The organism is Haloarcula salinisoli, from assembly GCF_019599405.1.
GTDB lineage: Archaea > Halobacteriota > Halobacteria > Halobacteriales > Haloarculaceae > Haloarcula > Haloarcula salinisoli.
This window is the reverse complement of sequence record NZ_RKLQ01000003.1, coordinates 118,044-136,172: the sequence shown is the minus strand read 5'-3', so window position 1 is coordinate 136,172 and position 18,129 is coordinate 118,044. Positions and strand designations below refer to the sequence as shown.

19 protein-coding genes and 1 tRNA gene are annotated in these 18,129 nt (G+C 64.9%); 7 read left to right on the top strand and 13 right to left on the bottom strand.

Features of this window, described 5'->3' with window-relative positions:
* Window positions 1-111: 111 nt before the first annotated feature.
* Window positions 112-861 (top strand): DUF5781 family protein, encoded by a 750-nt coding sequence (locus EGD98_RS16880; RefSeq protein WP_220589571.1) that lies wholly within the window; start codon window positions 112-114, stop codon window positions 859-861.
* Here EGD98_RS16880 and EGD98_RS16875 read toward each other — a convergent pair.
* The 5 genes from EGD98_RS16875 to EGD98_RS16855 form a co-directional block, all read right to left on the bottom strand.
* Entirely contained in the window at window positions 858-1,571 is a 714-nt protein-coding gene (locus EGD98_RS16875) for an energy-coupling factor transporter transmembrane component T family protein (protein WP_220589570.1), read from the bottom strand. The two genes, EGD98_RS16880 and EGD98_RS16875, sit on opposite strands and share 4 nt — an antisense overlap.
* Window positions 1,565-2,269: an energy-coupling factor ABC transporter ATP-binding protein gene (locus EGD98_RS16870; protein ID WP_220589569.1), complete on the bottom strand. Its 705-nt coding sequence runs from the start codon at window positions 2,267-2,269 to the stop codon at window positions 1,565-1,567. Before EGD98_RS16870 ends, EGD98_RS16875 begins: the two co-directional genes overlap by 7 nt.
* Window positions 2,266-2,847, bottom strand: a complete 582-nt coding sequence (locus EGD98_RS16865; protein ID WP_220589568.1) for a biotin transporter BioY — start codon at window positions 2,845-2,847, stop codon at window positions 2,266-2,268. Before EGD98_RS16865 ends, EGD98_RS16870 begins: the two co-directional genes overlap by 4 nt.
* A gap of 130 nt (window positions 2,848-2,977) precedes the next feature.
* Window positions 2,978-3,604, bottom strand: coding sequence for a 30S ribosomal protein S7 (locus EGD98_RS16860; protein ID WP_220589567.1), 627 nt, complete (start codon window positions 3,602-3,604; stop codon window positions 2,978-2,980).
* Window positions 3,605-3,606: 2 nt separating this feature from the next.
* Window positions 3,607-4,035, bottom strand: coding sequence for a 30S ribosomal protein S12 (locus tag EGD98_RS16855; protein ID WP_220589566.1), 429 nt, complete (start codon window positions 4,033-4,035; stop codon window positions 3,607-3,609).
* Window positions 4,036-4,162: 127 nt separating this feature from the next.
* Between EGD98_RS16855 and EGD98_RS16850 the strand changes: the two genes are divergently transcribed.
* Window positions 4,163-4,645, top strand: a complete 483-nt coding sequence (locus EGD98_RS16850) for a hypothetical protein (RefSeq protein WP_220589565.1) — start codon at window positions 4,163-4,165, stop codon at window positions 4,643-4,645.
* Here the strand turns inward: EGD98_RS16850 and EGD98_RS16845 are convergent.
* The 7 genes from EGD98_RS16845 to EGD98_RS16815 all read right to left on the bottom strand — a co-directional run bounded on the left by EGD98_RS16845 (window position 4,642) and on the right by EGD98_RS16815 (window position 14,328).
* A complete protein-coding gene (locus EGD98_RS16845; protein WP_220589564.1) occupies window positions 4,642-5,067 on the bottom strand; it encodes a NusA-like transcription termination signal-binding factor in 426 nt (141 codons plus the stop codon). The two genes, EGD98_RS16850 and EGD98_RS16845, sit on opposite strands and share 4 nt — an antisense overlap.
* The gene (rpoA2, locus tag EGD98_RS16840; protein ID WP_220589563.1) at window positions 5,067-6,242 is read right to left on the bottom strand and encodes a DNA-directed RNA polymerase subunit A''; all 1,176 of its coding nucleotides are present in this window, start codon (window positions 6,240-6,242) and stop codon (window positions 5,067-5,069) included. The genes EGD98_RS16845 and rpoA2 overlap by 1 nt, the downstream gene beginning before the upstream one ends.
* Window positions 6,242-9,151 carry a DNA-directed RNA polymerase subunit A' gene (locus tag EGD98_RS16835; protein ID WP_220589562.1) on the bottom strand — a complete coding sequence of 970 codons (2,910 nt, stop codon included), beginning with the start codon at window positions 9,149-9,151 and terminating at the stop codon, window positions 6,242-6,244. Before EGD98_RS16835 ends, rpoA2 begins: the two co-directional genes overlap by 1 nt.
* On the bottom strand, window positions 9,148-10,974 hold the full coding sequence (rpoB, locus tag EGD98_RS16830; protein WP_220589561.1) for a DNA-directed RNA polymerase subunit B: 1,827 nt from the start codon (window positions 10,972-10,974) through the stop codon (window positions 9,148-9,150). The genes EGD98_RS16835 and rpoB overlap by 4 nt, the downstream gene beginning before the upstream one ends.
* 1 nt (window position 10,975) lies before the next feature.
* Complete coding sequence (locus EGD98_RS16825) at window positions 10,976-12,541, bottom strand: DNA-directed RNA polymerase subunit B'' (protein WP_220589560.1); 1,566 nt, start codon at window positions 12,539-12,541, stop codon at window positions 10,976-10,978.
* Complete coding sequence (locus EGD98_RS16820; RefSeq protein WP_220589559.1) at window positions 12,541-12,768, bottom strand: DNA-directed RNA polymerase subunit H; 228 nt, start codon at window positions 12,766-12,768, stop codon at window positions 12,541-12,543. Before EGD98_RS16820 ends, EGD98_RS16825 begins: the two co-directional genes overlap by 1 nt.
* A 246-nt stretch (window positions 12,769-13,014) precedes the next feature.
* On the bottom strand, window positions 13,015-14,328 hold the full coding sequence (locus tag EGD98_RS16815) for an RNA-guided endonuclease InsQ/TnpB family protein (RefSeq protein WP_236039585.1): 1,314 nt from the start codon (window positions 14,326-14,328) through the stop codon (window positions 13,015-13,017).
* Window positions 14,329-14,366: 38 nt separating this feature from the next.
* Between EGD98_RS16815 and EGD98_RS16810 the strand changes: the two genes are divergently transcribed.
* Together EGD98_RS16810 and EGD98_RS16805 are read left to right on the top strand one after the other, a co-directional pair.
* A complete protein-coding gene (locus tag EGD98_RS16810) occupies window positions 14,367-14,510 on the top strand; it encodes a hypothetical protein (RefSeq protein WP_220589557.1) in 144 nt (47 codons plus the stop codon).
* A gap of 153 nt (window positions 14,511-14,663) precedes the next feature.
* Window positions 14,664-14,736: transfer RNA gene (locus EGD98_RS16805), tRNA-Asp, on the top strand.
* A 633-nt stretch (window positions 14,737-15,369) separates the two neighbouring features.
* Here the strand turns inward: EGD98_RS16805 and EGD98_RS16800 are convergent.
* Window positions 15,370-15,897: a hypothetical protein gene (locus EGD98_RS16800; protein WP_220589556.1), complete on the bottom strand. Its 528-nt coding sequence runs from the start codon at window positions 15,895-15,897 to the stop codon at window positions 15,370-15,372.
* A gap of 207 nt (window positions 15,898-16,104) precedes the next feature.
* On the opposite strand from EGD98_RS16800, the gene EGD98_RS16795 reads away from it, so the two are divergent.
* From EGD98_RS16795 to EGD98_RS16785, 3 genes are all read left to right on the top strand, one after another.
* A complete protein-coding gene (locus EGD98_RS16795) occupies window positions 16,105-16,755 on the top strand; it encodes a hypothetical protein (RefSeq protein ID WP_220589555.1) in 651 nt (216 codons plus the stop codon).
* A gap of 470 nt (window positions 16,756-17,225) precedes the next feature.
* Complete coding sequence (locus EGD98_RS16790; RefSeq protein WP_220589554.1) at window positions 17,226-17,531, top strand: winged helix-turn-helix transcriptional regulator; 306 nt, start codon at window positions 17,226-17,228, stop codon at window positions 17,529-17,531.
* Window positions 17,532-17,583: 52 nt separating this feature from the next.
* Complete coding sequence (locus tag EGD98_RS16785) at window positions 17,584-18,072, top strand: metallophosphoesterase family protein (protein WP_220589553.1); 489 nt, start codon at window positions 17,584-17,586, stop codon at window positions 18,070-18,072.
* Window positions 18,073-18,129 lie beyond the last annotated feature (57 nt).

Sequence of the window (18,129 nt, the reverse complement as noted above, 5' to 3'; positions counted from 1 at the left end):
GGGCGGACAGCGACGGCGTGTACGGGCTCTCAGGTGGTGAGCAACCAATGGATGACAATATCTAGCAATCCCGCAAGAATCATACCCGGCCGGCCCCTGTGAACGACACACATGGACGTACACGTACAGGGCGGACCGGCCGAACCGTTTCTTGGCGCGCGGAACCTCTTCTCGACGGAGTACGACCTCGACCGCCCCGTGACCGTACGGGTCCGCGAGGACCCCGACGAGCGCACCCGCGTCAGCCACGACGCCGCCGGCCACCGGCTCACTATCTCCCGGCAGGCGGCCACGAGCGCGATGGCCCGCGAACTCGCCTTACACGAGTTCGCCCATATGCACCACAACGAGCGGGGCCACCCCTCCCACACCCAGTCGACCGAGGAAGCCATCTACCTCGCCTTGGCGGGCCACAGCGTCGAGCAGCGCAAGCTCACCCACTGCTACCAGATAGCCAACCACATGAAGGACATCTACGCCGACGACGTCTGGATGGCGCTGGTCTCCGGTGAGAAGCTTGTGGCCTTCCTGGAGGCGAGCCTCGCGGCCGCCGTCTCGGACCTGCCGGGCGGCCAGCCCGGCTGGACACAGCTGACCCCCGCCGCCGACCCCGACATCACGGCGGTCAACGCCGCCTTCGCGCTGGCGCTCGTCGAGCGCCACGACCTCGTGAGCGAGGGCCACCAGCTGTACGACCTCGCGCACGCGGCCGCCCAGGACGCCGACGGCATCGACCTGGCTGAGTTCAAGGGGTACTTCGCCGGTCTCTCACCCGACCCCGACGAGTCCGAGTTCCGGAAGGCGCTGGTCGACGTCACGAGAGCCTACGCGACGGCCGGGAGCGGGCAGGCGGCCGACTAGAGCAGAGCGACCAGCGGTGAGAGCGTCAGGAGAACGCCGAACGCCAGTACCGGATAGTCCCGGCGCTCGAACGCGAGCGGCGGAAGCGTGGGGTTCCAGGCGAAACACCGGGCGCGCAGCGCCATCCCGAGCCGGTCCGAGCGGTCGAGTGTCCGTTCCAGCGAGCGCACAGCGAGCAGTCGTGCACGGACCCAGAAGGGTCGCCGCTCCCCGCCCCGGGCGCGAATCGCGTCCCGGACCTCGCGAGCGTCCCGGAGGACCACCGGAAACAGCCGGATGACCAGCGCCATCCCGACGCCGAACAGCTGTCCGGCCTTCCCAGGGACGAACCGCTGGACGGCCGCGCGGGTCTCCCGGACCGGCGTCGTCGTCAGATAGGCGGCGCTGACGAACAGTACCGGCACGACGCGGGCCACCGCGCGGGCCGATTCGAGCGCTGGCTCGACGCGAAACCACGGCGGGCCCAGTGCGATACCGGCGATGAGCGGGGCCAGCGAAAGGACAGCGAAGATGACCCAGTACGCCCGAATCACCGAAAACGGCGAGAGACGGGCGACGGCGAGTATCCCCAGTGTGAGCAGCGTGGCGGCGGCGATGACTGTGAATGTCGGCCATGCAAACACGGCGATTGCGAGGCCGAACTGTACCAGGAGCTTCGACCGCGGGTCGAGTCGGTGGACGAACGTCTCGCCGGGTCGGTAGCTCAGCATCGCGGGTCTCGTACCCCGAGGTCGGCGACGGAGTCGAGGGCGGCCCCAGGGTCGTCGTCAAGCACTATACGCCCGTCTCGGAGTCCCACGAGTCGGTCGGCCCGCTCGTGGAGGTCACGCAGGTCGTGGGTGACGACGACGAGTGCGGTCCCCTCGGCGTGGAGCCTGTCGAGCTGTTCTAGCACTGACTCCCTGGCGGGCCAGTCCAGCCCCACCAGCGGTTCGTCCAGTATGAGATACTCCGGTTCCATCGCGAGCGCCCCCGCGATGGCCACGCGGGCCTGTTCGCCGCCCGAGAGTTCGTCGAGGCGCTCGTTCTCGCGGCCGTCGAGGTCGACCGCGGCCAGTGCCTCGTCGACGCGGCGGCCGATATCCGTACGCTCGAGCCCGAGGTTCTCCGGTCCGAAGGCCACGTCGGCGCCGACCGTCGCGGCGACGAACTGGTCACGGGGCTGCTGGAACACCATCCCAACACTCGTGCGGGCGACGACAGGGTTCTCGGTCACGTTTCTCCCATTGACCGTGACCGTCCCACTGTCCGGCTCCAGCAACGCGTTGAACTGGCGGACGAGGGTGGTCTTCCCGCTGCCGTTGGGGCCGACGAGCAGACAGAACTCACCGTCCGGTATCGAGAGCGAGAGGTCGTCGAGGACGGTGTGGTCGCCGTACCTGTACGTGAGGTCCTGGGCCGCAATCATTGCCGGGCCAGGTAGCCACCCTCGACGATACCGACCGCGATTGCCAGTTTCACGACGTCGAACGGCATCAGCGGCGCCAGCGCGACTGCAGCACGCCCCAGTGGCAGGCCAGTGATATAGGCGAACCACGGCGTCCCGATGACATAGACCACGACGATAGCCGCGAACAGCCCAGCGACTTTCATCGGAACCGAGACCGTCGCGAGGTCACGCGGCCGGAGACCCCGGTGGACAATCGCTCCGGCGACAATCGCACCGAGCAAGAACCCGATGAGGAAGCCACCCGTCCGTCCGGCGATGATATACCCCAGCCCCGAGCCGGCGTTAGCGAACACCGGTGCGCCGGCGATACCGGCCAGCAGATACAGTGCTAGCGCGAAGCCGCCCCACAGCGGGCCGAGTAACAGACCGGCGAAGAACATCCCGAACGGCTGGAGCGAGAACGGTGGGAGCCCCGCAGGAAGTGGAATCGAAAGTTGTGCGAGCCCAGCGGTCAACGCCGCGATGAGAACGGCGCCGGTGAAGTGTTTGACCGTCTCGTCACCGACGAGGTCGACCGATTCGTACTCCTGTGACATACCCGTGACTGGCCCGTCAACCGAGAAATAGCTAGTGGTTCACGAGCTGGCGCGATGGGTCACGAGCGAGCCGCGAGTCACGACGGCGCGTCCGCTTCCGGCGGGCGAAAACAGGAAAATACAGTCGATATTACCGCGCTGCGGCCGCGACGCGTTCCTTCTCCTCTTTCTGGTTGACGGAGTAGGTGCTGACGTCGTTGTTGGCGGCGCCGATGAGCAGGGAGGCCAGGGCCTCCTCGGCGCTGGTGGTGGTCTTGAAGGAGCCACCGTAGGTGCCCTCGGCGATGAACTTCAGCGCCTGGTCGACCCGTCGCTGGGGCGCGACGTCGACGGCCTTCGGGACCGAGATACCACCGTACTTCAGGCGGACGGTCTCCTCTCGGGGCGCGCTGTTTTCGACGGCCTCGACGAGGACCTGCACCGGGTTCTCCTCGGTGCGCTCGTGGACGATGTCGAAGGCGTCGCTGACGATGGTCGTCGCGAGCTGCTTCTTGCCCGTGTTCTCGTCGGTCTGCATCAGCCGATTGATGAGGCGCTCGACGACGCTGATCTCGGACTTCTGGAACTGCTTGTTCGAGTGCCGCCCCATCGTGTGGGCGATGGGCGTCACCGCGATGTACCGTTCCGTGGAGGGGTCCGAATACTCGATGTTGGTGACCGACCACTTGCCGAACAGCTCGGCCGTGGCGACCTCTTCCTCGGGGGCCTCTTCCTCGACGTCTTCCTCGGTCTCGGGTGTGTCTTCGTCTGCACTCATGGTTATCGGACCGGCTTTTCGGCGTTACCGCGGACCAGTTCGAGCATGGAGACGCCGTTGACCTTCTCGACCTTGTAGTTGACACCGGAGAGGTCGCCCATCGCGCGACCCTTCGCGCCGCCGATACCGGCGATGGTGACCTCGTCGTGCTCGTCGATAAAGGAGATAGCGCCGTCACCGGGACAGAACGCGGTGACCTGCTTGCCGTTCTTGATGAGCTGGACCCGGACGCATTTCCGGATCGCGGAGTTGGGCTGTTTCGCCTCGATACCGACCTTCTCCAGGACGATACCGCGGCCCTGGGGGGCGCCCTCCAGCGGGTCGGACTTCTTGCCCAGCCCGCGCTCGCGTCGCGCGTAATCCGAGTCGGACCACCGGTGTTTCTGGCGGTCCTTCTTCAGCTTCCGCGCGGCGTATTTGCCGTTTGCCATAGTACACGTCGGTATCCTGCCGAGCTACTTAAGACTCCTCTTTCGTCGTCGCCAGGCGGCTCGTATGTGGCACGGTTACAGGTTTCGCGACCCGGGATTTTTTGCGTTACCGACCGGGACCATATCTATGTCCAGCGGCCAGTCGCCAGTCGAACAGTACGTCGAGACGGTCGCCCCACGACTCGGCGACGAGGGGTTCGAGCGGTCGGAGACGACCCTAGACGAGCAGGCGTTGACGGTGTTTCACGACCGCGAAGTCCAGCCTTGGAAGCTCGCACTCGTCGATACGGTAATCGTCGTCGGGACCGCTGACACTCCCGCCGAGGCACGGGCGTTCAGCAAGGCGGCCTTCGAACAGGGGCTCTCACTGAAATCCCGGTTCCCCCGTGGTCTGTTCGGTGGCGTCGTCGTCTACCCGGTCATCGTCACAGAAGCGCCACTCGTCAACTGGGTCAACAGCTACTCGCCACGACACTGGTCGTCCTTCGAGTTCCCGGTGGTCGTTGCGCCAGAAGCGGACAGTATTCACTACAACAGAGAGACGCCAACTTGGGGTGCGGTGTACTACCGCGGGCTACGGAACCAGGCTGAGCGTCTGTTTGCCCCTTAGGTCAACTCGATACCGTCGATGTCGAAGTGGCGCTGGGCCAGTCGGCGGGCAGCGTCGATGTTGCGACCGTTCCGACCGATAGCCGCCCCGTGGTCCTCCTGGGGCACCTCGACGTAGGCGACGGTGTCGCCGTTCTCCGAGACGGTGACGTTGTAGACGGCGGCGGGCGCCAGGGCGTTGGCGACGAAGTCCTCGGCCCGCTCGGCGTCCTCGATGAGTTTCACGTCCCGGCCGAGTTGCTCCTCGACGCGGCCCACAGTGGTGCCGCCGGGGCCGATGGCGTCGGCTATCTCGCCACGCTTGACCAGGTAGACGACCTGGTCGTGGTCCTCGTCGACGACGCAATCCCGGACAGTGACGCCGGCTTCGTCCTCGAAGAGGGCGACCAGTCGTCGGGCTTCGTCCGAGATTTCGACGCCCATCAGTCCTGCGTGGTGCCCATGCGGAGGTCGACGTCGCCGGTGCCCAGCTTGATGGGCTTGCCGACGATGACGTTCTCCGTGACGCCGTCCAGTTCGTCGACCTCGCCGTGGATGGCGGCGTCGAGCAGGTGGTTCACCGTCACCTCGAACGCTGCGCGGGCCAGCACGGAGTCCTTCGACCCACTGATGCCGTGGCGGCCGATGGACTCGATGGTCCCCTCGTTGGTCATGATGTCGGCGACCAGCATGAGGTGGCGGACGTTCACGTCGTCCAGCCCCTGCTCTTCGAGCGTGTTCATCGTCTCGTTGATGAGCGTCTCGCGGGCGGCCTCGACGCCGAGGCTCCGGTATATCTCGTGGATGTTGTTACACGTCGTCCGGGAGGCGTCGACACCCTCGATGCCAAGCACCTCGCCGAAGTCCGAGCCCTCGGTGTAGAGGACGAACTCCTCGCCGTCCTCGAGGTCTTCCTTGCGGATGACGACGCGGGAGATCTCGTCGATACCCTTGAAGACGATGTCCCGGAGCTCCTCGACCAGCTGGAGCAGGTCCCGATAGCTGGGCTCCTCCGGGCCGAACTCGATGACGGTGTCGGCCTGGCGGGTCTTGACGCCGAGGTTCGACTCGATGGTCTCTGCGATCTCCTCGGCGATGGCCTCGGTGGTATCGACCGTGGGCCACCGTTCCTGCAGCGTCTCCTCGTTCAAGTCGATCTGGACGAGCATGTCCGCGACGTTCGTGGAGATGTCACCCAGCGCGAGGATGCGCGTGGCCTCGATCTTCCAGACGACCTCGTGGGCCTTCTCGCGGTCGTCGGCGTACTCCTCGTCCAGGTGGACCGTCATCATCGGCGTGTCCGGCGTCTTCCGGGCGTCCACCAGCTCGATGAGCCGGGGCAGGCCCTGGGTCACGTCGATTTCGGCCACACCGGCGTAGTGGAACGTGTTCATCGTCATCTGCGTTCCGGGTTCGCCGATGGACTGGGCCGAGACGGTTCCGACCGGGTCCAGCGGGTCCACGCGGGTCTGCATGTAGCGAGACTCGACGGCCTGTGCGATGCGGTCGGCGTCCTCGACGCCGACGCCCCGTTCCTCGACCGCGCTGTACACCTCGTCTTTCAGCCGCCGTGGGAGCTCCGTGTCCTCGACGACGGCCTCGATGTCATCTGATACCATTAGTCGTCACCCTCCGCCATCCACCAGTCGTCGGCGTGCTCGGAGAGGTTGGTCCGCTCGGTCTTCTGCCCGAGGAAGCTCTCTTTCTGTTTCTCGCTCTCGAACTCCTCGCTGAGGACGCTGTCGGCAATTTCATCGACGTCGACGGCCGGCCCCTCCTCGCCGGAGGAGACGTCGACCGGTGAGGTACCGTCCTCACCGAACTCGAACTGGACGATGGTGTCGCTCGTGTCCCGGACGGTCCCGTCGTACTGGGTCTCCAGTTCCGACAGCGCGTTGATGAGCCGGCGCTGGAGGTAGCCGGATTTGGAGGTTCGGACTGCGGTGTCGACCAGCCCCTCGCGGCCACCCATCGCGTGGAAGAAGAACTCCTTGGGGCCAAGCCCCGTGCGGTAGGACGATTCCACGAAGCCGTGGGCGTCCGAGGAGAGGTCGTTCTCCTCGAAGTGGGAAAGTGTGCGGTTCTCGTACCCGCGGTTGATACGCTCGCCACGGACTGCCTGCTGGCCGACACAGCCGGCCATCTGGGTCAGGTTCAGCATCGACCCACGCGCGCCGGACTCGGCCATCACGACGGCCGGGTTGTCGTCGTCGAAGTGGTCCTCGGCGATGTCACCGGCGGAGTCACGGGCCTTGCCCAGCGTCTGCATGATCTTCATCTCGAGGGTCTCGTCGACCGTGCGGCCCGGCAGCGACTCGAGGTCGCCCCGGTCGTAGGTCTCGATGAGCTCCTCGACGCGGTCGTAGGCGTTGTCGATGGCGTCGTTGATCTGCTCTTCGGCCTCGCGGGGAATCGACTCGTCGTCGATACCGATGGAGAACCCGAAGTGCATGATCGAACGCATCGCCAGCGCGGAAATCTCGTTGACCAGAATCCGCGCGCGGGTCTTCGAGTAGTCCTTGGCGATGGTGTCGACGACCTCGCCGCCGAAGGCGCCGACGGCGTCCTCGTCGATGGTGCCCGAGACCATCTGGCCGTCCTCGATGACGACGTTGTCGCCGGCCGAGGAGGTAAAGTCCAGATTGAGGTCGTCGGGCAGCAGTTCCGAGAACAGCGAGCGGCCGGTCCAGTAGGGCTCGCCGGCCTCGTCCTCGCCGTCGGGCTCGGGCAGTTCGTCGATACGCGTCGCCCGGAGCATGTCCAGGGCCTGGGTCTCGTTGAACTGCGGGTTGGTGTGAGTCAGCAGGTAGGTCCCGCTGATGTGGTCCTGAATCGCACCGATGATGTTCTCGCCGAAGCGCGGGGAGAGCATCTGTTCTTGCACGCGCATGAGGACCCGGGCTTCCGCGCGGGCCTCCTCGTTCTGGAGGGCGTGCATGTTCATCTCGTCGCCGTCGAAGTCAGCGTTGTACGGCGGACAGACGACGGTGTTGAGCCGGAACGTCTTGTACGGCATCACGACCACTTCGTGGGCCATGATGGACATCCGGTGCAGCGACGGCTGCCGGTTGAAGATGATGATGTCGCCGTCGACGAGGTGGCGGGACACTTCCCAGCCGGCCTCGACCTTCTCGGCGAGCTCCTCGCAGTTCTTCTCCGTGACCTTCAGGCGACGGCCGTCCGGTCGGCGGACGTAGTTGGCGCCCGGGTGGCCCATCGGGCCGTTGGCGACGTAGCGCCGTGCGTTGTCGAGGTTGCGCTCGTTGACGTTCATCGTCTGGGTCATCTCCCGGGCGACCCGTTCGGGGACGCCGACCTCGTTCAGGCTAAGGGTCGGGTCCGGCGAGATGACGGTTCGGGCCGAGAAGTTGACACGCTTCCCCGAAAGCGAACCACGGAAGCGTCCCTCTTTGCCCTTGAGCCGCTGGGAGAGGGTCTTCAGGGGCCGCCCGGAGCGGTGTCGCGCCGGCGGCGTCCCCGAAATCTCGTTGTCCATGAACGTGGTGACGTGGTACTGCAGCAGTTCCCAGAGGTCCTCGATGATGAGCTGGGGCGCACCCGCCTCGCGGTTCTCCATGAACCGCTGGTTGATGCGGATGATGTCCACGAGCTTGTGGGTGAGGTCGTCCTCGCTACGCTGGCCGTTGTCCAGCGTGATGGAGGGACGGGCGGTCACCGGCGGCACCGGCAGCACCGTCAGAATCATCCACTCGGGCCGGGAGCGGTCGGGGTTCATCCCCAGGACCTCGATGTCCTCGTCCGGGATGTCCTCGAACCAGTCCCGGATGTCGGAGGGCATCAGCTTGTTCATGTCCTCCTCGGTGAGGTCCACGGAGAGGGCCTTCTCGATGGCCCGGCGGTCGTCCTGTCGCGGGCGGAAGTCGCCGCTGATTATCTCCTGGACGCGGCCGCCGTCGATACCGGTCTCCTCGGCGAGGTCGGTGGGCGTGATGCGGTCGTCGGCCTCCTCCATCGCCTCGGCGATGCGGGCGGGATAGTCGGCCGAGAGCACCTGCTGGACCTCGTAGTAGGTCGTCGGCTTCTCGTGTTTGATGTCGTACTGCTTCTCGCCGCAGAACGGACAGTTGTCCTTCTTTCGGGCCTGCCGGATGGCGGCCTTGGTCACGTCGTTGAGGTCGCGACCGAGGTCCCGGGTCCGGGTGAGCCGGTCGCGGAACTCGTCGCGCTCGTTCTCGTCGAGACAGAGCCGGGAGCACTCCCGACAGGTGCCCCGAAGCAGGCGGCGGATGAGCTTCGCGAAGCCGACGTGGATGACGGGGGCGGCGAGTTCGATGTGGCCGAAGTGGCCGTTACACGACCCGCTGTGTTTCCCGCACGTCTTGCATTCGAGTCCGGGGTCGATGACCCCGAGCCGCGGGTCCATCAGCCCCATGTCGATGGGGAACCCGTCGTCGTCGTAGGTGTCGGCCGTGATGACCTTCGTGGCCGACATCTCGCGGTACTCCTCCGGGTCCATCAGCCCGAAGCTGAGCGACCCAATCTCCTGTGGTGTCTGTTGTGAGCTCATACGGCGTCCTCCAGTTCGACCCGCGGGGCGATTCCAAGCGCCTTCATCTCGTCGAGCAGGAGCTTGAACGCATACGACATCTCGACCTCGTGGATGTCGGTCTCCTCCTCGCAGTTGGGACAGTAGATACGTCGCTGTTCGACGTTCTCGACGGCGGTCATCCCACACTCGCCACAGACGTTGATCCACTCGCGGTCGGACTCATCGAGCAGGCGCTCCTTGAGCGCCATCGCCGCGCCGTGCCCGATGAGCACGTCCCGCTCCATCTCACCCACACGGAGGCCACCCTCGCGGGCGCGCCCCTCGGTGGGCTGGCGGGTCAGCACCTGCACCGGCCCGCGCGAACGGGCGTGCAGCTTGTTCGAGACCATGTGGTAGAGCTTCTGGTAGAAGATGTCCCCGACGAAGATTTCCGCGTCGATCTTCTCGCCGGTGATGCCGGAGTACATCGTCTCCTTGCCCGAGGAGTCGAAGCCGTGCTCCTCCAGAGAGCCACGGAGCTGCTCCTCGTCCTCGCCGGTGAAGGCGGTCCCGTCGACGCGCCGGCCTTCCAGCGCGCCGACCTTCCCGCCGATCATCTCGAGGATGTGGCCGACGGTCATCCGCGACGGCAGGGCGTGGGGATTGATGACCAGGTCCGGAACGACGCCCTCCTCGGTGAAGGGCATGTCCTCCTGGGGCGCGATGTGGCCGACGACACCCTTCTGCCCGTGCCGGCTGGCGAACTTGTCCCCGAGTTCGGGGATACGCTCGTCACGCACGGAGACCTTCGAGAGCTTGGAGCCGTCCTCGCCCTCCATCAGGGTGACCGTGTCCACGACGCCGGATTCGCCCGAGCGCATGGTGACGCTCGTCTCGCGGCGCTTCTGCGGGGAGAGGCCACCCATGTCGTCGGGCTCTTCGAGGAATCGCGGGGGCGACGTCTTCCCGAGCAGGACGGCGTTCTCGCCGACCTTCGTCTCGGGGTTGACGAGCCCGTCGTCGTCCAGATGCGTGTAGGCTTCCTCGCCACGTGCGCCCCGGACGTCCTCGTCGGGCATCTCGAAGCGGTCTTCCTGACCGCCGGGGTAGCGACGTTCCTCGCCCTCGTAGGTCCGGAAGAAATGCGAGCGCGCCAGGGCCCGGTCGACCGACCCCTTGTTCATGACGAGTGCGTCTTCGATGTTGAACCCCTCGTAGCTCATCACGGCGACGACGAAGTTCTGTGCGGCCGGGCGGTCGTCGTAGCCGATCTGTTCGGTCGTCTGGGTCTTGACCATCGAGAGCTGCGGGTAGTGCAGCAGGTGCTGGCGGGTGTCGGGCCGGATTCGGTAGTTCGCACTCGGCAGCCCCAGCGACTGCTTGATCATCCCCGACCCCATCGTAATCCGCGGGCTGGCGTTGTGTTCGGGGTACGGAATCATCCCCGCGCCGATACCGAACATCAGCTGTGGGTCGACTTCCAGGTGGGTGTGGTTGTCGGTGAGTTCGTCCTCGTCGACGCCGACGAGGATGTCCTCCTCTTCCTCGGCGTCGATGAACTCGACGAGGCCGCGCTCGACGAGCTCCTCGAACTCCAGGTCGCCGTTCTTGACGGCCTCGACCTGTTCGTCGGTCATCAGCGGCTCGCCGTTCTCGACCACGAGCAGCGGGCGCCGGGCCCGTCCCGCGTCGGCGTTGATGATGACCTCGTCGGTGCGGCCCTTGACCGAGACGTTGACCATCTGGGAGACGTCTCCCCGACGGCGGGCCTGTCGCACCTGTTCTGCGAGCTGTTCGGGGTCGGGATGTGTCCCGACCAAACTACCGTTGACGTATACCTTGGCTTCTCGGCTCTGACTCATATTAGTCGTCCGCGGGCTGCTGTTCGATCGATTCGATACCGGGGATGCCCTGGACCCCCATGTCCGAAAGTTCCTGTTTGAGGTCCTGTGCGTCCGCCACGTCCTGTGACAGCTCCATCGCCTGTGCGAAGTTCTTCACGAGCCCGCAGTTGGGCCCTTCCGGCGTCTCGGAGGGACAGATACGACCCCACTGGGTCGCGTGCAGGTCCCGCGCCTCGAAGTGAGGTTGGGACCGCGAGAGCGGCGAGCGCAGGCGGCGCAGGTGGGAGAGAACCCCCATGAAGTCGGTCCGGTCGACCAGCTGGGACACCCCAGAGCGGCCGCCGACCCAGTTCCCCGTCGCGATGGGGTGTTCGAGCCGCTCGGTCAGCACGTCCGAGCGAACCACAGTAGAGACCGAAAGCTGCCGATTTCGCATATTCGCACGTTCGAGCTGGTACTTCACGTCCCGGGCCAGTTTGTTCAGCGCGGTCCGGAACAGGTCGGTCATCAGGTCGCCGCTGACCTTCAGGCGCTTGTTCGCGTAGTGGTCCTTGTCGTCGGCCTCGCGGCGTTCCAGGGCGAGCTCGAAACACGCCTCGGCCATCCGGCAGAGGTAATAGGCCTTGTTGATTCGGACCTCTTCCTCGTCGACGCCCTCCTCGTGGAGGTGTGGCAGGAGGTAGCGGTCGATGACGTAGTTGGCCCGCTTGAGCTGGTAGTTCTTGCCCTGGCCGGAGGCGACGCGCTGACCCAGCGTCTCGATGGCCTCCTCGGTCGTCTGGACTTCCGCTTCCTCCAGATTCTCGAGCATGAACTTCACGATCTCCGGGTCCTCGGAGACGCGGTGGACGATCTCCTCGTCGGATTCCAGACCCAGCGCGCGAACGAGGGTCACGAAGTCGATAGAGCCCGAGACGGAGGGGAAGGATACTTCCAGCAGCCCGTCGCGGGTCCGCTCACAGAGGACGAGGGCACGATACCCCCGTCGCTGGGAGAAGGTCTTGGCGACCTGGACCTCGTCGCCGTACTTGGTGTCGTACTCGGCCAGAATCTTGTTCGGTGCCAGGTCCTCGCTCGTCATCAGGACGCGCTCGGAGCCGTTGACACAGAAGTAGCCGCCGGGGTCGGCCGGGTCCTCGCCGATGTCGATGAGCTCTTCGCGCGTGAAGCCGGCGATGTTACACTTGTTCGACCCGACCATGATGGGCATCCGGCCGATCTTGGTCTCGGTGCGGTCGACGACTTCCTCGGGTTCCTCTTCGCCGCCCCGCACGATGGCCATCTCCATGAACACCGGCGCGGAGTAGGTGATGTTCCGGAGGCGAGCCTCCTGTGGGTACAGCAGTTCCTCGCTCCCGTCGGCCTCTCGGACGCGGGGCGTGACGACGCGGACGTCGCCCAGTTCGACCCACACCGGCTCCTGGCCTTCCTTGTCGCCGATGTCGGTGTCGATGGTCTCTTTCTCGTCGACCACCTGCTGCATCCCTCGGTCGAGGAAGGCGTTGAACGAGCGGAAGTGGTGTTCGGCGAGCCGTTCCTTCGCGAAGTACTCACGCGATATAGCGCGTCGGTCCTGTGTGTTCATTATTCGACCACCAGCCGATAGACGACGGCGGTATCGGTGGTTCGCGAGTCGCGTTCGATACGGATGACATCGCCGACCTCCGCGTCGTCCGGCAGTCCGGGGTCGGCGCGTTTTATCTTCGGGAGGTCGGTCTTCTTGATGTCGTACTCATCGAGCACTGCTTCGAGGTCAGCCTCGTCGACGACGCTGTGGTCGGGAACGAGGTCGTGTTGACTTACATCTACCATGTGTGTGTGCGTGCGTGGGGCCTGTGGCTGGAGAAGGTGGCTGTCACGAGATACTACAGGTCGCTATAGTCGGGACCCTAATAACACTTACCAACTTGGCCTGCAGTAGCTACTGGACCCCCGCCCCGCTGCGGAGGAGAACGGCTTGCGATACAACGACGTTGGAGCAGATGAGATATAGACGTTTGGGTCCCTTGACTTCCTCCCACGGCTTCAACCGTGGGATTCCTCCGGTGGGGATGTTGGCTATGCTGTCCCCACCGAGGCAAGTTTCCCGTCGCCGGTACTCCGGTTTGTGCGCTTCTCGTTGGGACTTTCGCTCTCGGGAGAGTATGGTAGCTCCGACCAACGGTGGTCGTCCCACGTGAGACGCACGGGCCGAGCCATCGACCCGACTTCGGGTTCGCCAGCCTGCTGTTCGAGGAACGTCCGAGACGCGCACAGGTCGGCATGAGCTTCGTGACCGCACGGACACCGGAACACATCGCCGTCCCGGTCGGTGTCGTCCTGCTCGCCACACACTGGGCACGTTTGGGTTGTGTTTGCTTCCGACCGCACTTCGACCGAGATGCCATACTCCTCAGCGGTACACCCTAATCGGTCGATGAACGCCCGGAACGCCCAAAACTGGTTGGTCTTTGCGTTCACCTCGGCGCACCAGTGCGTCAAGAGAACGTCGGTGAGGTCGCCCACGTACACTGTAGCGACACCTTCGGCGTACAGTCGTTCCATCAAATCCCGTACCAGTGCATCCTGTGCGTGGTCGCGCCGCCGAGTCCGTTTGCGGTACAGCCGTCGTATCCGCTGACTGCTGTACCGCCCGTCACGAAGTTTGGACTGGAGACGGGCGATTTCCTCGGTCGTCTCGCGGAAGCGGTCGAACAGGTCTCGGCCTTCGTAGAGATACTGCTGGCCAGTCGTGGTGGTACAGGCGACGAGATTGTTTGCGCCCACGTCCAGCGCGGCTTCGTGAGAAGTCAATGGTGAATCCTGCCGAGAATTAGGTACAGTGACAGGCTGAAAGGCCCTGAGCGTGTCGTCTGTCTCGTCGTACTGTATCTCCAAACGGCCCTGTTCTCCCTCCCACTTCGGGGTGCCACGCACTTCGAGGCGAAGGCGGTCGTGGTAGCCAAGGCCGTGTTCGTCTTTCAGGTCTTGGCCGACTGGAATTTCCAGCCGCGACCGCTCACCGGTTTCCGGCGTGTAGGAGTCGTTGCGGATGAAGGTGCGTAGCTCGCGGCCTTCTTCCTCGTTGCCCCAGTAGCCCGGCGGAGCAGTATTCTCGGCGTTCTCGCTGGCGGCGAAGAACGACTGCCACGCTGACTTGTTCTTTCGAATCACTTGCTGTGCGGTGGCAGAGCCGAGAACACCGACGTACTGTTTGCGGTAGTCGGCGGTGTCCCAGACGCTTTCACCATCGAAGAACTGCTGGCGGCGCTCGTGATTGAGTTCGTTCCACAGGCTCGCAGAGGCGTCCAACAGGTCTCGCAGTATCCGCTCGTCGTCGTCGGAAAGTGGACGTACCACAAACGTGTTGGTTCGCCTCACGACAACAGACATTAGTAATTCTATGTCTAAATGTCTTTTGGACAGCCACAATGCGACCGAATATCGACGTTTCGCACACGCTGAATGGACGAGTGAAAGATTACGCTGAACAGCAGGATATGGGCCTCACAGAAGCCTATGAAGAGATAATCGAAGCCGGGTTGGAAGCGGTAGAAAATCTAGACGAGACGTAGCATGTGGACTGTGTGTGCCTGCTGTCGCTTGGACCCACCGCTAAAGTGGTGGGCTTCCGCTCGCTACTGTCAAGTGGACCCATGGCAGGGCGCCGTCCTTTGGAAAGCCTTAATACCACGACCGGGATACGATTGAGTGCAGCAAGGCAGCGTGCCCGGATGGTGTAGTGGCCCATCATACAACCCTGTCACGGTTGTGACGCGGGTTCAAATCCCGCTCCGGGCGCTTTCTCTCTAACTTAACTCCCCAGCGAGGCGTCTCGTCGCCGAGCGACAGCGAGTTCGAGGTAACGCGGATGAGTGGATTTGAACCCTGCCAGTCGCGCACAGCGACCGAAGGGAGCGAGCACGTCTGGTTCCGGTTCAAATCCCGCTCCGGGCGTCTTCTACTGCGAACAAATCGGCGAGCACCGCGTAGCGTGTGCTCGTCTCCGTGAGCAGTTGAAACGGAAATGAGCGGATTTGAACCCTAGAAGACGAGCGTCAGCGAGTCTTCTTTCGGTTCAAATCCCGCTCCGGGCGTTCTTCAATTTCAAACTACCAAGCGACGCGTTTCATCGCGTCGCAACCGCTCGAATCTGTGAACGACTACGAGGGATTTGAACCCTGCCAGTCGCGCACAGCGACCGAAGGGAGCGAGCACGTCTGGCTCCGGTTCAAATCCCGCTCCGGGCGCTTCTTCGAACTCAAATTGGCAAGCGGCGCGTTTCATCGCGCCGCGTTCTGCTTTCGCTGTGCGGCTGTGAGGGATTTGAATCACGCAAACGCGAGCGTTAGCGAGCGTTTGCCCGGGTTCAAATCCCGCTCCGGGCGCTTTCTCTCTAACGTAACTCCACAGCGAGCCGTCTCGCTGACGACGCTACTCCCGCCGGGCCAGCGACCACTCGTAGCCGTAGCCCACGAGCGCACCGACCGGGGCGATGACGGAGGCGGTGATGACGGTCCCGAAGACGAAGACGACCATCGTGATGACGAAGAACTCGCCGACGGCGTCGAACGGCGCAGTGGAGATGGCGGACAGCCCGGCGATGACACCGAAGACGAGCGCGAGCACTACCAGCGAGCCAAACGCCGTCACGACGCCGGCGCCGGCACCGCGGCGTGGTGCCGGCTCGTCGGGCATGCCGATTCGCCAGACGACAGTACCGACGACGAGGGCAGCGACGGGCGCGACGACCAGCGGGAGCGCGGTGAGGGGCCCCAACTGGACTATGGACAACACGATGTCGGGGTCGGCCAACACAGTTGCGGGGTCAGAGATGAACACCCGCGCCATCATGGCGGCGTGGAACAGGACGTTCGCGAGCAGTGCGGCGACGCCGGCGACGAGGCCAGCACCGACATCGCGCCGGGAGACACCGCGTCGGGACCGCTGGAGGGCGGACATATCTGGTGGGACGCAGTCGACGAACAAGTTACTGGCTGTCACGTTCGGTCGGGAGCGACGGCTCGGAGCGTAGCACTGTACGGGGGCAAATGCCCCCGCCCCTGTCATAGGTCCACCTCGGGGTGGACGTGTGGTACATCAACACATCCCGGTATAGCTCTTGTGCCCGCCGACAGACTGTTTACTCGCGGCGTTCCATGGCAAGACATGGACGATATCGAGGGCGAGGAGATGCCGGGCGCCATCGTCGAGGCGTTCCTCGAACGGGAGGAAGGCGTCCGGGCGCTGCTGGAGGAGCTGGAGAAGCTCACCATCGAGGGGCGCCACGAGGCGGTCCGCGAGCGGCTCCGGAACCTCGCCGACAGCGACGAGTCCGTCTTCTACACGGTGGCCTTCTCCCTGACCAACTCGCGGCAGTTCTTCGGCGACGTGGAGGCCCAGCTCGACGTGACCGCCGCCGACCGGCTGCGGGACCTCGCCGAGACCTACCCGACGCTGGCGGAACCGTTCAACATCGTCCGCACCGAGCGGGCGGACGACCGGCTGAACCCCGTCACGGATACGAGCTACACCGTCACCTACCACCACAGCGTCGAGTCGCCGATGATAACCTACAGCCCGCTGTCGGGCGACCAGGAGCTCTACGAGTCCCGGGGGACCCCGAGCGAAGTACTGCGGGTGTCGACGGACCTGGCGGCCGCGACCACCGACGCGCTGGACGTCGCGCTCGAGAACGACTTCTCTGTCAACACCGAGGAGCTGTCGACGCTCATCGACCGCCGGGAGGAGCTGGAGACGGAGCTGTCGAAGCTGCGCGACCAACTCGACGAGTTGCGGCGCAAACCCGTAGAGGAGTAGGGAGACACCGACCAGCGGGAGGTGTCTCCGAACGAGCGAGCGGGGAAAGCAAGGTGGGAACGAAGTGACCACCTCGATAGTGAACGGCGAAGCCGTGAACGAAGTGACCCGCGAGGAGTAGCGAGGCGAGGAGCGTAGCGACTCGCCTCGTTACAAACGAACGGCGACCGCAGGGAGCCGTGAGTACGGAGGCGCCCTCGCGTCGCTCACGGTTTCACCGTTCGCTTTCGAGGCGTTCGTTCCACTCACGCCTCGCTATGCTCGCGCGCCTTCCCACACTGTTCCACGCCTCGCTTCGCTCGCCGTTCCACTTCGAGGTCCCTCACTCCGTTCGGGCCCTCGCTCACCACCGCTCTGCGGCTCCCTTCGGTCGCCGCTTCGCATGGAGGCGCCCTCGCGTCGCTCGCGCGCCTCCCACCAGAGGACCGCGTTTATATACCGTCACCCGATAGCCATAGATACGAATGGGCATGGAGCGATTACGCGATCAGGTCGAGAAGGAGAGCCGGGACCTCTCGATACTCGGGGCCGTCATCGACGACGGGCCCATCGGTATCGTGCGGCTGGCCGAGGAGACCGGGATTCCCGAACACAAAGTGCGGTACTCGCTGCGGATGCTGGAAGACGACGGGCTCGTCGAGCCGACCCCGCAGGGGGCGGTACCGGTCGACGACATCGAGGACCGTGTCGCGGACATCAACGCCGGGCTGGACCGGCTCATCGGGCGGCTCGAAGAGCTGGAGGCGGCCATCCCGGCCGCCGAGGCGGCGGAGTGACTGACGCGCGGACCCGAGGAACTGTTTTGCGGCGGGGGACGCTATCCCGGGTATGGACGTCGCACTCATCAGCGACACGCATATCCCCTCGCGGGCGAGCCACGTGCCCGAGGACTTCCGCGACCGCATCGAGGCCGCCAACCACGTGATTCACGCCGGCGATTTCGACAGCGAAGGGTCGCTGTCGAACGTCCGTGCGCTGGCCGCGCGACTGACGGCCGTCGGCGGGAACATGGACCCCCGAATCGGCTTGCCCGACCGCGCGACGGTCGAGCTGGGCGGCGTGACCTTCGTCGTGACCCACGGCACCGGGTCGAAGCGCGGGTACGAGGACCGCGTGGCGAACATCGTCCGGGAGGAAGCCGAGGAACAGGCCGTCGGCGTGTCCGGCCACACCCACGCGGTCATGGACACGACCCACGGCGGCGTCCGGCTGCTGAACCCGGGGAGCGCGACGGGTGCGGCGCCGGCCGAGCGGGCGACGATGATGACCGCGACGGTGAGCGACGGGGAGCTGGACGTCGAACTGCACTCGGAGTAGTCTCCCACGTCACTGACACCGGCAGCCGTTGCCACTGTTCGCGGGCCTTGCGACTAA